16 protein-coding genes are annotated in these 14,397 nt (G+C 65.0%); 12 read left to right on the plus strand and 4 right to left on the minus strand.

Going from position 1 to position 14,397, the window contains the following annotated elements:
• Positions 1–142: 142 nt before the first annotated feature.
• The 5 genes from EJ067_RS12650 to dnaA all read left to right on the plus strand — a co-directional run bounded on the left by EJ067_RS12650 (position 143) and on the right by dnaA (position 5,883).
• Positions 143–1,390 (plus strand): phosphopentomutase, encoded by a 1,248-nt coding sequence (locus EJ067_RS12650; protein ID WP_126085998.1) that lies wholly within the window; start codon positions 143–145, stop codon positions 1,388–1,390.
• A complete protein-coding gene (gene mutM / locus EJ067_RS12655; protein WP_126085999.1) occupies positions 1,374–2,264 on the plus strand; it encodes a bifunctional DNA-formamidopyrimidine glycosylase/DNA-(apurinic or apyrimidinic site) lyase in 891 nt (296 codons plus the stop codon). The genes EJ067_RS12650 and mutM overlap by 17 nt, the downstream gene beginning before the upstream one ends.
• A gap of 41 nt (positions 2,265–2,305) precedes the next feature.
• Complete coding sequence (locus tag EJ067_RS12660) at positions 2,306–3,079, plus strand: enoyl-CoA hydratase (RefSeq protein ID WP_126086000.1); 774 nt, start codon at positions 2,306–2,308, stop codon at positions 3,077–3,079.
• Positions 3,080–3,238: 159 nt separating this feature from the next.
• Positions 3,239–3,505 (plus strand): 30S ribosomal protein S20, encoded by a 267-nt coding sequence (rpsT, locus tag EJ067_RS12665; protein WP_124996039.1) that lies wholly within the window; start codon positions 3,239–3,241, stop codon positions 3,503–3,505.
• A gap of 905 nt (positions 3,506–4,410) precedes the next feature.
• Complete coding sequence (gene dnaA / locus EJ067_RS12670) at positions 4,411–5,883, plus strand: chromosomal replication initiator protein DnaA (RefSeq protein ID WP_245468253.1); 1,473 nt, start codon at positions 4,411–4,413, stop codon at positions 5,881–5,883.
• A gap of 68 nt (positions 5,884–5,951) precedes the next feature.
• Here dnaA and EJ067_RS34570 read toward each other — a convergent pair whose 3' ends face one another.
• Positions 5,952–6,188 (minus strand): hypothetical protein, encoded by a 237-nt coding sequence (locus EJ067_RS34570; protein WP_189510579.1) that lies wholly within the window; start codon positions 6,186–6,188, stop codon positions 5,952–5,954.
• Here EJ067_RS34570 and dnaN point away from each other — a divergent pair.
• The 6 genes from dnaN to EJ067_RS12700 all read left to right on the plus strand — a co-directional run bounded on the left by dnaN (position 6,187) and on the right by EJ067_RS12700 (position 11,592).
• A complete protein-coding gene (gene dnaN / locus EJ067_RS12675) occupies positions 6,187–7,305 on the plus strand; it encodes a DNA polymerase III subunit beta (protein ID WP_126086002.1) in 1,119 nt (372 codons plus the stop codon). The two genes, EJ067_RS34570 and dnaN, sit on opposite strands and share 2 nt — an antisense overlap.
• A 27-nt stretch (positions 7,306–7,332) precedes the next feature.
• Positions 7,333–8,487 carry a DNA replication/repair protein RecF gene (recF, locus tag EJ067_RS12680; RefSeq protein ID WP_126086003.1) on the plus strand — a complete coding sequence of 385 codons (1,155 nt, stop codon included), beginning with the start codon at positions 7,333–7,335 and terminating at the stop codon, positions 8,485–8,487.
• A 184-nt stretch (positions 8,488–8,671) separates the two neighbouring features.
• Complete coding sequence (locus tag EJ067_RS12685; RefSeq protein WP_126086004.1) at positions 8,672–9,427, plus strand: molybdopterin-synthase adenylyltransferase MoeB; 756 nt, start codon at positions 8,672–8,674, stop codon at positions 9,425–9,427.
• 19 nt (positions 9,428–9,446) lie between these two features.
• A complete protein-coding gene (locus tag EJ067_RS12690; protein ID WP_126086005.1) occupies positions 9,447–9,935 on the plus strand; it encodes a GNAT family N-acetyltransferase in 489 nt (162 codons plus the stop codon).
• Positions 9,936–9,940: 5 nt separating this feature from the next.
• On the plus strand, positions 9,941–11,185 hold the full coding sequence (locus tag EJ067_RS12695) for an aconitase X catalytic domain-containing protein (RefSeq protein ID WP_281058987.1): 1,245 nt from the start codon (positions 9,941–9,943) through the stop codon (positions 11,183–11,185).
• Positions 11,182–11,592, plus strand: coding sequence for a DUF126 domain-containing protein (locus EJ067_RS12700; RefSeq protein ID WP_126086007.1), 411 nt, complete (start codon positions 11,182–11,184; stop codon positions 11,590–11,592). The genes EJ067_RS12695 and EJ067_RS12700 overlap by 4 nt, the downstream gene beginning before the upstream one ends.
• 14 nt (positions 11,593–11,606) lie before the next feature.
• Here the strand turns inward: EJ067_RS12700 and EJ067_RS12705 are convergent, their stop codons facing one another.
• A complete protein-coding gene (locus EJ067_RS12705) occupies positions 11,607–12,608 on the minus strand; it encodes a D-glycerate dehydrogenase (RefSeq protein ID WP_126086008.1) in 1,002 nt (333 codons plus the stop codon).
• A gap of 271 nt (positions 12,609–12,879) precedes the next feature.
• Between EJ067_RS12705 and EJ067_RS12710 the strand changes: the two genes are divergently transcribed.
• Positions 12,880–13,437: an SH3 domain-containing protein gene (locus EJ067_RS12710; RefSeq protein ID WP_126086009.1), complete on the plus strand. Its 558-nt coding sequence runs from the start codon at positions 12,880–12,882 to the stop codon at positions 13,435–13,437.
• Here the strand turns inward: EJ067_RS12710 and EJ067_RS12715 are convergent.
• Together EJ067_RS12715 and irrA are read right to left on the minus strand one after the other, a co-directional pair.
• Positions 13,427–13,807: a DUF4260 domain-containing protein gene (locus tag EJ067_RS12715; protein ID WP_126089604.1), complete on the minus strand. Its 381-nt coding sequence runs from the start codon at positions 13,805–13,807 to the stop codon at positions 13,427–13,429. The two genes, EJ067_RS12710 and EJ067_RS12715, sit on opposite strands and share 11 nt — an antisense overlap.
• Before the next feature lie 9 nt (positions 13,808–13,816).
• Positions 13,817–14,248, minus strand: coding sequence for an iron response transcriptional regulator IrrA (gene irrA / locus EJ067_RS12720; protein ID WP_126086010.1), 432 nt, complete (start codon positions 14,246–14,248; stop codon positions 13,817–13,819).
• Between the last annotated feature and the right edge of the window lie 149 nt (positions 14,249–14,397).

A 14,397-nucleotide genomic window follows, 5' to 3' on the forward strand; every position in this document is an offset into this window, starting at 1 on the left:
TGCCCATCTCTTGCCGCGCTCCCGCCGACACTGCGCCCGATCGCACCACTATGGCGCCGTGCCGTTTCGGTTTGGTTTCCGATTTGCCAATGCCGTCATGGAACCTTATGTCTGGCTGCCTGGACTGGCAACGACGGCATCTATGGCTCGGGCTTTCTTATTCGTTCTCGATTCTTTCGGCATAGGCGGAGCTGCCGATGCCGAACGCTACGGCGACGCCGGTGCCGACACGTTCGGGCATATCGCGCAGGCTTGCGCCGAGGGCCGCGCGGACCGTGAAGGCTTGCGCAGCGGCCCGCTCGCTGTGCCGAACATGACCGCGCTCGGGCTTGGCCGCGCGGCAAAAACCGCGACGGACTTCCATTTCGACGTCGACACGCCGCTCTTTGCCGCTTCTTTTTATGGCGCTGCCCAGGAGGTCTCGAGCGGCAAGGACACACCGTCGGGCCACTGGGAGATTGCCGGCCTGCCCGTGCGCTTCGACTGGGGCTACTTTCCCGACACCGTGCCGGCCTTCCCGGCCGAGCTGACCGGCGCGATCATCCGCGAAGGCAAGGTGCCGGGCATCCTTGGCGATTGCCATGCGCCCGGAACTGAGATCATCGAGCGTTTCGGCGAGGAGCACATCCGCACCGGCAAGCCGATCTGCTACACCTCGGTGGACTCCGTACTGCAGATCGCCGCGCACGAGACGCATTTCGGCCTCGAAAGACTGTATGAGCTTTGCCTGACGGTGCGCCGGCTGGTCGATCCGCTCAAGATCGGACGGGTGATCGCGCGGCCCTTCGTCGGCGAGACGAAAGCCACCTTCCAGCGCACCCACAACCGCCGCGACTACGCCGTGCCGCCACCGGAACCGACCTTGCTCGACCGGCTGACGGAGCGCGGCAGCAAGGTCATCGCCGTCGGCAAGATCGGCGACATCTTCGCCCATCGCGGCATCTCGGAGGTGCGCAAGGCGGGCGGCAACATGGCGATGTTCGACAAGGCGCTGGGCGCCTTGGACGACGCCGGCGAAGGCGACCTGGTGTTTGCCAATTTCGTCGATTTCGACACCGAGTTCGGCCACCGGCGCGATGTCGCCGGCTATGCCGCGGCGCTCGAGGCCTTCGACCGCCGGCTGCCCGAAGCGCTGTCGCGCATCAGGCCGGGCGACCTGCTCATCCTCACCGCCGATCACGGCAACGACCCGACCTGGCGCGGCACGGACCATACGCGCGAACGCGTTCCGGTGACCGGCATCGGGCCGGGACTGAAGGGCGGCGACATCGGGCTCAGGCCGACCTTCGCCGATATCGGCGAAACCGTCGCGGACCACCTCGCCCTTGCGCCCGGCCGCCACGGGACGTCCTTCCTTGCAACGATAGGCGGCCATGCCAGAACTGCCTGAAGTCGAAACGGTGCGGCGCGGGCTGCAGCCGGTCCTGGAAGGGGCGCGGCTCGTCAACGTCGAGGCGCGCAGGCCCGACCTTCGCTTCCCCTTTCCCGAACGCTTTTCGGAGCGGCTTACCGGCAAGACCGTGACGGCGCTTGGCCGACGCGCCAAATATCTGACGATGCACATCGAAGACGGTCCGGTGCTGATCTGCCATCTCGGCATGTCGGGATCGTTCCGCGTCGAAGCCGCGGGGAGCAGCGACATCCCCGGCACCTTCCATCACGAGCGCTCGAAGAGCGCGGCGCACGACCACGTCGTGTTCGACGTCGCCTCGCCGAAGGGCGAGCGCTCCCGCGTCATTTTCAACGATCCGCGCCGCTTCGGCTTCATGCTGTTTGCCGAAGGGGCGCCGGACACGCACCCGATGCTGGCGGGGCTCGGCATCGAGCCGACCGGCAATGCGCTCGACGGCCCCCTGCTCGCCGCGCTGCTCAAAGGCCGCAGGTCGCCGCTCAAGGCGGCGCTGCTCGATCAGCGGCTGATTGCCGGGCTCGGCAATATATATGTGTCGGAGGCGCTGTGGCGCGCCGGCCTGTCGCCGCTGCGCGAAGCCGGCACCATCGCCGGCTCCGGCAAGAAAGCGAAACAGCAATGCGAACGCCTGGCCGAGGCGATCCGCTCGGTCATCGCCGATGCGATCGCCGCCGGCGGATCCTCGCTGCGCGACTATGTCCAGGCGGACGGGTCGCTCGGCTACTTCCAGCATTCCTTCGCCGTCTACGACCGCGAAGGCGAGCCGTGTCCGACACCGGGTTGCAGCGGCCACATCGAGCGCATCGTGCAGAGCGGCCGCTCGACCTTCTATTGCCGGACCTGTCAGCGGTGAGCTAGACCGGTTTCCTCAAACCGAAGCGAGGAGACGATGCCATGACCTATGAAACCATTCTCGTGGAAACACGCGGCAAGGTCGGGCTGATCACGCTGAACCGGCCGAAGGCGCTCAATGCGCTGAATTCGCAAGTGCTGAGGGACGTGGTGGCGGCGGTGAACGCGCTCGGCGCCGATGCCGGCATCGGCGCCATTGTCCTTACAGGCTCGGAAAAGGCCTTTGCGGCCGGCGCCGACATCAAGGAAATGCAGGATATCTCCTTCGTCGACGCCTACACCGGGGACTTCTTCGTCGGCTGGGAGGAATTGACGCGCGAGCGCAAGCCGATCATCGCGGCGGTCGCCGGCTATGCGCTTGGCGGCGGCTGCGAGCTGGCCATGATGTGCGATTTCATCATCGCCGCCGACAACGCGAAATTCGGCCAGCCGGAAATCACGCTCGGCGTCATGCCGGGCATGGGCGGATCGCAGCGATTGACCCGTTTCGTCGGCAAGTCGAAGGCGATGGACATGTGCCTGACCGGGCGGATGATGGACGCCGCCGAAGCCGAGCGCTGCGGACTGGTGTCGCGCTTGGTGCCGGCCGGCGAACTGGTCGAGGAGGCGCTGAAGGCGGCGGCGAAGATCGCCGAGTTTTCCATGCCGTCGGTGATGATGGCCAAGGAAGCCGTCAACCGGGCCTATGAGACGACGCTTGCCGAAGGACTGCGCTTCGAGCGCCGGCTGTTCCATTCGCTGTTTGCGCTCGACGACCAGAAGGAAGGCATGGCCGCCTTCGTCGAGAAGCGGAAGCCAAATTTCACCAACCGCTAGGGCGCGGCTTCAAGTCCCAAAAAGACCGCGAAGCAGCGTTGACGCGCCGGAAAAGCTGAACTATAAGCCGCACCAACCGAGGCGGCCCCGTGGCTGCCCGTTTGTTTTTTGCGCCCTGCGGCACCCCGCTGGCGTCCACCAGATCAGAAGAGAGGCATCATGGCCAATACGTCTTCGGCCAAAAAGGCAACGCGCAAGATCGCCCGCCGCGCGGCGATCAACAAGAACCGCCGGTCGCGCGTCCGCACCTATGTCCGCCAGGTCGAAGAGGCGCTCGCCGCCGGCGACAAGGCCGCGGCGCTGGAAGCGTTCAAGGCCGCGGAGCCGGAATTGATGCGCGCCGCAACCAAGGGTGTCATTCACAAGAACACGGCTTCCCGCAAGGTTTCGCGGCTGGCCCAGCGGGTCAAGGTGCTGTCGGCCTGATCCGACTTGCCTTTAGGACCGTTATCCTTGAACCCGGCCGCACAGGCCGGGTTTTTTCGTTTGCCGGCAAGTACTTAAAAAGAACGCTCGCATAACGACGCTCGGGCCGAATTTCAAAGTTGCGAATGTTTTGCCGGCATATACATAATCACTGATGTCGGTGACCGGCGGATGCGGGCATGGCCACAGATTAGCCTGTCACAAATTCCTTATATTTTTCAAAAACTTACAGACGGTCATCCACAGCTTGTTCAACTCGCGGAGGAGCGGCGGGGGACAAGTAGCTGTCAAGAGAATTATTTCAGAAAATTTCCTGTCGGCCGGCCTTTTTCATATTCGCCGGAAAAGGGTTTGAATCACAATGGCTTTGTCAAAACATGCCCTGACGGCACCTCATCCGAACACGTCTCCGGTAACCAGATTCGTTAAAAATCGGTTAGACGTGGCCTTGCCCTATCCACAGCGATTTCGGTAATGTCCATACATCGAAGGGACGGGCTTTAGCCCCTGACCCAGCCTGAATCGGCCAGCAAAAAATGGCGGAATTCATGACGCGGAGCAATTCCGCGTGCGGCTTGGTTTGTCTCTTCGGTGCGGGTAGGGGACTGGCGTAATTGTACATTGCAGGTTGACGTTGTGCCGGCGTTTTCGCCGGACGATGTTGTATTGCCCTGGCATGTTCAGGCCGGCTCGCAAGAGCCGGTATCGGTCCCTTGCGCAACGTTGCGACGATATCGCCGGCGGCGGCGACGGCGCAGCGAAACTCGCCGGGTCCAGGGTGCAGGAGGCGCACCCCCGGCGGAAAAAGGGTACGAGCGACAAGGAACTTGATCATGCAGAGCGGCATCGAAAGGGAGATAGCGGGCGAACTCCCATTCCCAGCAACTATCGTCGGAGGGGACGGCATGGCGGCATCCAGCGACGCTGAACAGAAGTTCGAGCGGGTCAAGGCTCAGTTGAAGGCGCGCCTGGGAGCCGAGGTCTATTCGAGCTGGTTTGGCCGCATGAAGGTTGCCGAGGCGTCGCGCGGCATTGTCCGCATCTCCGTGCCGACGGCGTTCCTGCGCTCGTGGATCAACGGCCACTATCTCGATCTTATCGCCGAGCTGTGGAGGCATGAGGATCCCGACCTTCTCAAGATCGAGATCGTCGTGCGGACCGCCACGCGACAGGGCCGCAACAACGTCGAGCCGGAGATCGCGCCGGCGCGCAAGATGACCAAGCAGGCGCAGACCGCGCTTGCCGCCGGGACCGCAAGCGCAGGCCGGGTGGAACGGGCGCCGGCGCCCCGCCAGGGCGTGCCGGCGGAGACCGAGTTCCGCCACAATGTGCTGGGGTCGCCGCTCGACCCGCGCTACACCTTCACTTCATTCATCGAAGGGCCCTCGAACCGGGTGGCCTTCGCCGCGGCCAAGGCGGTGGCCGAATCGCAGTCGAGCGCGGTGCGCTTCAACCCGCTCTTCCTTCATGCGACCGTCGGATTGGGCAAGACGCACCTTTTGCAGGCGATCGCCGCCGAATCGCTGCGGCACAATCCGAAATCGCGCGTGGTCTATCTGACGGCGGAATATTTCATGTGGCGTTTCGCCACCGCGATCCGCGACAACAACGCGCTCACCCTCAAGGAGCAGTTGCGCGACATCGATCTTCTGATCATCGACGACATGCAGTTCCTGCAGGGCAAGTCGATCCAGCACGAGTTCTGCCATCTCATCAACATGCTGCTCGACAGCGCCAAGCAGGTGGTGGTCGCCGCCGACCGGCCGCCGTCGGAACTGGAATCGCTGGAGCCGCGCGTGCGTTCGCGCCTCAATGGCGGCGTGGCGCTCGAAATGTCGGCGCCGGATTTCGCCATGCGCCTCGGCATGCTGAAGCTGCGCCTCGCCACGGCCAAGGTCGACGATGCCTCGCTCGATATCTCGGACGAGATCCTCGACCACGTCGCCCGCACGGTGACGGGCAGCGGGCGCGAGCTCGAAGGCGCCTTCAACCAGTTGCTGTTCCGCCAGTCCTTCGAGCCGCAGATCACCATCGACCGCATCGACGAGATCCTCGGCCACATCTACCGCTCGGGCGAGCCGAAGCGAGTGCGCATCGAGGACATCCAGCGCATCGTGGCGCGACACTACAACGTGTCGAAGACGGAGCTGCTCTCCAACCGGCGCACGCGCACGATCGTCAAGCCGCGGCAGGTGGCGATGTATCTGTCGAAAGTGATGACGCCGCGCTCGCTGCCGGAGATCGGGCGGCGTTTCGGCGGCCGCGACCACACGACGGTGCTGCATGCCGTGCGCAAGATCGAGGACCTTTCCGGCGCCGACAACACGCTGGCGCAGGAACTCGAACTGCTCAGAAGGCTGATCAACGAGCAGGCCTGAGCAGTCCGAAAACGCCAAAGCGCGTCGGGTCGAAACGGCTCCGAGCGACGCGCTTTAAGTTCTTGTTTTCATGCGTGTCGTTTTCCCAAAACCGCCGCGCACTTTTTGGCGACATGCATAAGGCGGCGCGCTTCGCCGGCTTTATCCCCAGAAAGCCCGCGCAACCGGCCGGAACCGGTGTCGCGGGCTTGCGTTTGCAGGGCTTTTACTGTCAGCTTACATAGATTCTGAGCTTTTCGGAGCTTTCGCGGGACGCCGCCCCCTGGTGGACCCGCCCATTCATTGAAGCGAGCCTGTTTGGTCATGCGTGTTATCCTGGAACGGTCCAATCTCCTGAAGTCCCTCAACCACGTCCATCGCGTGGTGGAGCGGCGCAACACCATACCGATCCTGTCGAATGTGCTGCTCAGCGCCGATGGCGCGAGCCTGGAAATGAAAGCGACCGACCTCGACCTCGAAGTGACGGAGGCGACGCCCGCCAAGGTCGAGCGCGGCGGCGCGACGACGGTTCCGGCGCATCTGCTCTACGACATCGTGCGCAAGCTCGCCGACGGCGCCGAGGTGATGCTGAAGACCGACGAGGACGGCAATGCGATGACCGTCACGTCCGGCCGCTCCAGCTTCCGCCTGCAGTGCCTGCCGCAGTCGGATTTCCCGGAGCTTTCGGCCGGCTCCTTCTCGCACATCTTCCGGCTCGATTCGGTGGCGCTCAAAGGGCTGATCGAGAAGACGCAGTTCGCCATCTCGACCGAGGAGACGCGCTACTATCTCAACGGCATCTTCCTGCACACGCATGAGGCGGGCGGCAAGCTGAAGCTGCGTTCGGTCGCGACCGACGGGCACCGCCTGGCGCGCGCCGAGATCGACGCGCCGGCAGGCTCGGAAGGCATGCCCGGCATCATCATCCCGCGCAAGACGGTAAGCGAGCTGCAGAAGCTGGTCGACGACCCGGATGTGGCGGTGACGACGGAGCTGTCGGACACCAAGATCCGATTCACCATCGGCAGCGTCATCCTGACCTCGAAGCTGATCGACGGCACTTTCCCGGACTATCAGCGAGTCATTCCGACCGGCAACGACAAGAAGCTGATCATCGACCGCCAGAGCTTCGCCGCCGCCGTCGACCGCGTCTCGACCATCTCGTCCGAGCGCGGCCGGGCCGTGAAGCTGTCGATCAATGACGGCCAGCTCACGCTCGCCGTCAACAATCCGGATTCGGGCAGCGCCACCGAGGAACTGGCGGCCGATTACTCGTCCGATCCGATCGAGATCGGCTTCAACGCCAAATATCTGCTCGATGTCGCGGCCCAGCTCACCGGCTCGGAGGCGAAGTTCATGCTGGCGGATGCCGGGTCCCCGACGCTGATCCACGACATGGCCGACGAGACCGCGCTCTACGTGCTGATGCCGATGCGGGTGTAGGCTTTTTGAACGAGCCCACATGTTACCGTGACCGAGGATAACAAGCAGTTCCGGCAGCAAAGCTACATAAGTAAGTTAACGCTTACCAATTTCCGCAACTATGCGGGGCTTTCGCTCGAGCTTGGCCCCGGCGCCTTGGTGCTGTCGGGCGACAACGGCGCCGGCAAGACCAATTTGCTCGAAGCCATCTCGCTGCTGACGCCGGGACGCGGGCTGCGCCGCGCGCCCTATGCCGACGTGGCGCGCGAGGGCGGCGACGGCGGCTTTGCCTTGCACGCCCGCATCGAAGGCCCGGAAGGCCAGGTCGAGATCGGCACCGGCATTTCCGGCGGCGATGGGGAAGGCGGCAGGCGCGTTCGCATCAACGGTGCGCCGGCGAAGTCGGTCGAGGACATGCTGGAATGGCTGCGGGTCGTGTGGCTGACGCCGGCGATGGACGGGCTGTTTCCGGGACCGGCCGCCGACCGGCGTCGCTTCCTCGACCGGCTCGTGCTGGCGATCGATCCCAGCCATGGCCAGCGGGCGCTGGACTATGAAAAGGCGATGCGCGGACGTAACCGTTTGCTTACGGAAGGTTCTCGCGACAGCGGCTGGTTCGACGCGATCGAGACGCAGATGGCCGAAACCGGGGTGGCGATCGCGGCGGCGCGGACGGAACTGGTGCGGCTGCTTGCGGCCATGATCGACAAGCTGCCCGGCAGCGGCCCGTTTCCGCAGGCCGACATAAGTCTTTCCGGCGAATTGGAGGGCGAGATCGCCGTCGCGCCGGCCGTCGACGTCGAGGAACGGTTCCGCGCCGCGCTCGCCAACGGCCGCGAGCGTGACCGCGCCGCAGGCCGCACGCTCGACGGTCCGCACCGGTCGGACCTTGTGGTTCGTCACCGGCCGAAGTCGATGCCGGCGGAGTTGTGCTCGACCGGCGAGCAGAAGGCGCTGCTGGTCGGCATCGTGCTGTCGCATGCGAGGCTGACCGGCGAGATGTCGGGCCTGACGCCGATCCTCCTGCTCGACGAGATCGCCGCGCATCTCGACAGCGGCCGGCGCGCGGCACTGTTTTCCATCCTCGAAGAGCTGAACTGCCAGGCCTTCATGACCGGCACGGATGCGGCGCTGTTTTCCAGCCTTGCCGGGCGGGCGCAATTCCTGACGGTCGACCACGGCAGTGTTGGAACGACAGGCTAACCTCGTGAGGAAACCAACGGACCTCGCCCTTCGGGACAAGGCTTCGCCTTGCCCGTACATGCCCTGCGGGACAAGGCTTCGCCTTGCCCGTAATTGCCCTCGGGACAAGGCTTTGCCTTGCCCGTACATGACGAGGCTGTGCCTTGCATGTGACAAGGCTTTGCACCAGCTATAAGGTCCCGCCATGACCAATGCCGCGCTGACCGACGAAGAGCTCGAACGCTATGCCCGCCACATCGTGCTGCCGGAAATCGGCGGCCCCGGCCAGCAGAAGCTGAAGCGGGCGCGGGTGCTGGTGATCGGCGCGGGCGGACTGGGGGCGCCGGTGCTCGAGTATCTTGCCGCGGCCGGCGTCGGCACGCTCGGCATCGTCGACGACGATGACGTCTCGCTGTCCAACCTGCAGCGGCAGGTGATCCATGGGACAGACACGATCGGCATGGCGAAGACCGACAGCGCCTCGGCCGCGATCATGCGCATCAACCCCAATGTCAGGGTGGAACTGCATCGCCTCAGGCTGACGGCGGAAAACGCCCCTGCCCTCGTCGCCGGCTACGATGTCGTCGTCGACGGCTCCGACAATTTCGAGACACGCTATGCGCTGGCCGATGCCTGCGCCCAGGAACAAAAGCCCCTGGTCACCGCCGCCGTCGGTCGCTTCGACGGCTCTGTGACGGTGCTGAAGCCGTTCGAAACGGGCGCCGACGGCAAGCGCAATCCAGGCTACCGCGACCTTTTCCCGGAAGCGCCGCCCGAAGGGCTGGTGCCGTCCTGCGCTGTGGCAGGCATCGTCGGCGCGCTGACGGGCGTTGTCGGCACCCTTGAGGCGATGGAGGCGATCAAACTGATTGCCGGCATCGGCGAGCCGCTGGTCGGCCGGCTGCTGCTTTACGACGGGCTCACCGCCCGCTTCGACACCGTCCGCTACAAGGCAGTCTGATCGAGGGCAGTCTAAGCGCATGGACCAGCCGGCCACTCCTCTCGTCACCGAGCTTCCGCCGGACTTCGCACGGTGGGAGGAAGTGCATGCGCTGATCCGGCGCGCCTTCGCCTATATGGACGGCGTCATCGACCCGCCGTCCTCGGCGCATCTGCTGACGCCCGAAGGCCTCCGGGATAAGGCGGCGCTGGAGAAGGCCTTCCTGGCCGTGGAGAACGGCCGGATCGTCGGTTGCGTGTTCGCGCTGGAAAGGGCGGAGGATCTCTATGTCGGCAAGCTTGCCGTCGAGCCCGGCCTTCAGGGGCGAGGCATAGGCGCACGGCTGATGCAGGCCGTGGAGGACTTTGCCCGCCGGCGCAGCAGGCATGCCGTCGAGCTGCAGACGCGCATCGAGCTCGCCGCAAACCACGCGACGTTCGCCCGGCTCGGCTTTCGCGAGACCGGGCGCACGGCGCACGAAGGCTATGACCGGCCGACCTCGATCACCATGCGCAAGGTGCTGTCTTGAGCCTCGTGCTCAACCCCCAGGAACAGGCAATCGCCGCCGGCGAGGACGGCGCCGGGATGGCGATGCGCATCGTCGCCGAAAGCGCGCGTCTGCTCGGGGCGCCGCAGCTGATCGGAATCGCTTCGGCGCATATCGACGGCGCGCTTTACCACGGCGATTCCGGCACGCTGTTCGCCGAACGGCTGGTCGAGGGCGGCGCCAAGGTGGCGGTCCGCTCGACGCTCAATGTCGGGGCGCTCGACCTGACGGGCTGCTCGCCCATCCGCCTGCAAGAGCCGCAGCGCGGCATGGCGCGGCGGATGATGGAGGCCTACCGCAAGCTCGGCTGCGAGCAGAGCTGGACCTGCGCGCCCTACCAGGCCGGGCACAGGCCACTGCAGGGCAGCGATGTCGCCTGGGGCGAATCCAATGCCGTAGTGTTCTGCAACTCGGTGCTGGGCGCGCGAACCAACCGCTATGGCGACTTCCTCGACATTGCCTGCGCCATCACCGGACGCGCGCCGGACTATGGCCTGCATCGGCCCGAGAACCGCCGGGCGCGGCTGGTGTTCGACGTCTCGGCTCTGTCTCCATCCTTCCTCGCCTCAGAGATCGTCTGGCCGGTGCTGGGTAGCCTCTATGGCCGTGAGGTCGGCAATGCGATCGGCGTCGTCACCGGCATCGCCAATCACCCCGGCGAGGACGTGCTGAAGGCTTTCGGCGCCGCGGCCGCTTCATCCGGCGCGGTCGGCCTGTTCCATATCGCCGGAGTGACGCCCGAGGCGCCTGATGTCGAAACCGTTCTGGCCGGGTCGGAACCTGAGGCGGTTATCCGCGTCACACCTGAGATGGCGGCGAAGGCCCGCGCCGGCCTGTCGACGGCGTCAACGCCAGAGGCCATCGACGCCGTGGCGATCGGCAGCCCGCATCTTTCCGATGCCGAGTTCGACATGCTGGAGCGGCTGATCGCCGGAAGACGGCTTGCCGTGCCGGTCTATGCCTGCACTGGCCGGCACGTGCTTTCCTCACTGGAACGCGACGGCCGCCGGAAGCGGCTCGAAGCAAGCGGCGTTGTCATCGTCGCAGACACCTGCGTGGTGGTCACGCCGATCATGCCGGAGCTGGCAGGCGGCGTGCTGATGACCAATTCGGGCAAGTTCGCGCATTACGCGCCCGGCAACACCGGCTACGCGGTGCTCTATGCTTCGCTCGCCGACTGCGTCGAAAGCGCCGCAACCGGCAAGCCGACATTCACGGATATCGCCGCATGAGCGCCGCCGAGATCCTGGTGCCGGGCAAGGCCGGCGAAGGGGAGGCTTTGGTGCTGACGGCGCCGATCAGCTTCTGGGGCGGCGTCGACCCGGAGACCGGGCGCATCGCCGATGTGCGCCATCCGCAGCATGGCGAGATCATTTCCGGCCGGGTACTGTTCCTGCCGGGCACGATCGGTTCGTCGTCGGCTTCCGCCGTGCTGATGGAGCTGGTCCACAACGGCCGCGCGCCGGCCGCCCTGGTGCTGCGCGAACCGGACGCCATCCTGCTGCTCGGCCTGATCGTCGCCCGGGAAATGGGCTGGGAGACGCCGGTGGCTGTAAGGCTCGCCCATGGCGCGTTCGACGCCTATCGCGGAAGCATCGTCAAAGTTGCCGCCGACGGCGCCGTCGGCGTCGCCGCCTGAACAATCGCTGTGTTTCAGGTCCTGAGCGGCAGCACGCGGTCCGGCGGCCGATGGCCGTCGAAGAAGGCGCGGATGTTGATGATCACCTTCTCGCCCATGTCGATGCGGCCTTCGAGCGTCGCCGAGCCCATGTGCGGCAGAAGCACGACCTTGCCTTTGTGGGCAAGCTTCAACAGCTTGCTGTTCAGCGCCGGCTCATGCTCGTAGACGTCGAGCCCGGCGCCGGCGATCTTGCCGTCCTGGATCAGCTTGATCATCGATTCCTCGTCGATGATGTCGCCGCGCGCGGTATTGACGATGTAGGCCGCCGGCTGCATCAGCGCCAGGCGCCGGGCGGACAGGAGATGGAAGGTCGCCGGCGTCGACGGACAATTGACTGAAATGATGTCCATGCGGGCAAGCATCTGGTCGAGGCTCTCCCAATAGGTCGCTTCCAATTCGTCCTCGACCGCCGGCAGCACGCGGTGGCGGTTGTGGTAGTGGATGGACAGGCCGAATGCCTTGGCGCGCCTGGCGACCGCCGTGCCGATACGGCCCATGCCGACGATGCCGAGGCGCTTGCCCCAGATGCGGCGGCCGAGCATCCAGGTGGGCGACCAGCCGGCCCATTTCTTCTCGCCGGTGAGCACGTTGGCGCCTTCGGCGAGCCTGCGTGGCACGGCTAGCATCAGCGCCATGGTCATGTCGGCGGTGTCTTCGGTAAGCACGTTCGGCGTGTTGGTGACGGTGATGCCTTTCTTGGCCGCCGCGGCGACATCGATCTTGTCGACGCCGTTGCCGAAATTGGCGATCAGCTTCAGGTTCTCGCCGGCCTGGGCGATCAGCGCCGCATCGATGTGGTCGGTGATGGTCGGGACCAGCACGTCGGCTTCCTTGACGGCCGCGACCAGCTCCGGCTGGGTCATGGGCCGGTCCTCGACATTGAGGCGCGCGTCGAACAGCTCGCGCATGCGGGTTTCGACCGGATCGGGCAGCTTGCGCGTGATGACGACGAGGGGCCGTTTTTTGCCTGCCATTTTATCCCCGAAGCTTCCTAGATCGGGATGACGTTTCGTTGAATCGTCATCCTGATCCTACTCTTTTTTTGGAGCATGATCGTTTCCGAAAACCGGTTCCCACTTTTCGGGATCATGCTCTCGAAACCGATCTCGTTGAGACCTCTTTAACCAAGACCGGCGAAACTTGTAGCCGATCGCGGCATCAGCCCACTCCTGTAACAAGCGGTGCCGCCGAAGACAAAGAAAAAGGGGCGCTCATCCCTACGGACCGGCGCCGAAAGGAACAAAGGTGTCTGGTTTCGCGTCGCTTCGCCTGGCTTTCAGCGCGGCCGTCCTCGGGGCTTTGCTTTGCGTGCCGCAGGCATCCGCGCAAAGCGCGGCGGCGCCCGCCCAAACCGTGGTCCTGGGCCCGAGCGGCCTGCCGCTGCCGCGTTTCGTCAGCCTGAAATCGGGCCGCGTCAATTCACGCGTCGGCCCGGGCGCCAACTATTCCGTCGACTGGATGTACATGAAGGCCGGGCTGCCGATGGAGATCATCCAGGAGTTCGACACCTGGCGCCGCGTCCGCGACGCCGACGGCTCCGAGGGCTGGATCAACCAGTCGCTGCTTTCGGGCCGCCGCACCGCGATCGTCGCCCCCTGGCAGCGCGGCAAGGGCGGACGAATCAATCTGCTCTACGATCCCGACAAGGACGCCGGCGTGGTCGCCATCCTCGAGCCTGGGGTCATGGGCTCGATCAAGAAATGCGACGGCCAGTGGTGCGAGATGACCTTCGACGGCCATAGCGGCTGGATAGCCCAGTCGCAGGTCTGGGGCGCCTATCCGGGCGAGAAGGTCAAGAACTGATCGTGGCCCGGTCGCGGCCGATCCGCCCGAGATGCGTATCCTGAAAGCCGGTTGACAGTTTCAGTCCGTAGCCAAGTGCGCGGTCGATGGCGATGTGGGCGATCCAGATCAGCGCCACCGCTGTCGTGATTGGGGCGGCAAGCAGGACGCCGGCGAGCGCCAGAACGAGCGGGGCGAACAGGACGTGCAGCGCGTTGTAGGCCATCGCGCCGATACGCGGCCCGGCGAGGTAGCCCAGCATCGACAGGTCCGGCGCCAGGATGAGGAGCGCGAACAGCCACCAGGATATGCCGGTCATTTTGTAGAGGACGATGGCCACCGCGGCGGCGGCCGCCCATTCCAACCGGACCGCCAGATCGACAGGCCTCATCGCCATCGATCAATCGCGGCGCGTGGGGCGCAGCCTGACAACGATGTCGACATTGGCGATCTCCATGCCTTCCGGAGGTTGCGGCAGGTTGGAGACGCTCACCGGGCCGCTGGCGATGTCGAAGATGCGGTTCTCGCCCTCGACATAGAAATGGTGGTGATCGGAAGTGTTGGTGTCGAAATAGGTCTTGGACCCTTCGACCGCGAGGATGCGCAGCAGGCCGGCCTGGGTGAACTGATGCAGCGCGTTGTAGACGGTCGCCAGCGAAACCGGCACGCCGGCGGCGATCGCCTCTTCGTGCAGTTCCTCGGCCGAGAGGTGGCGGTCACCCTTGGCGAAAAGCAGATCGGCCAGCGCGATGCGCTGGCGCGTCGGCCTCAGGCCGGCTTCGCGAACCCGCTTGTCCACAGCGACATTTTCCTTCCGGCAGCCCGAGTCCATCTATCCCGTCGAAGCGTTCAGCCAGCCCCATAGACCGGTCCAGAATGGCAAAAAGACGTCAATGCCAATAACTGGACATCACCTGACATATATTCGGTCGCCCAAATGCGATCAATAGCGCGCATTGACCCAGGAAGGCGCACGGGTTA

Origin of the sequence: Mesorhizobium sp. M1D.F.Ca.ET.043.01.1.1 (assembly GCF_003952385.1) — a bacterium.
Lineage (GTDB): Bacteria > Pseudomonadota > Alphaproteobacteria > Rhizobiales > Rhizobiaceae > Mesorhizobium.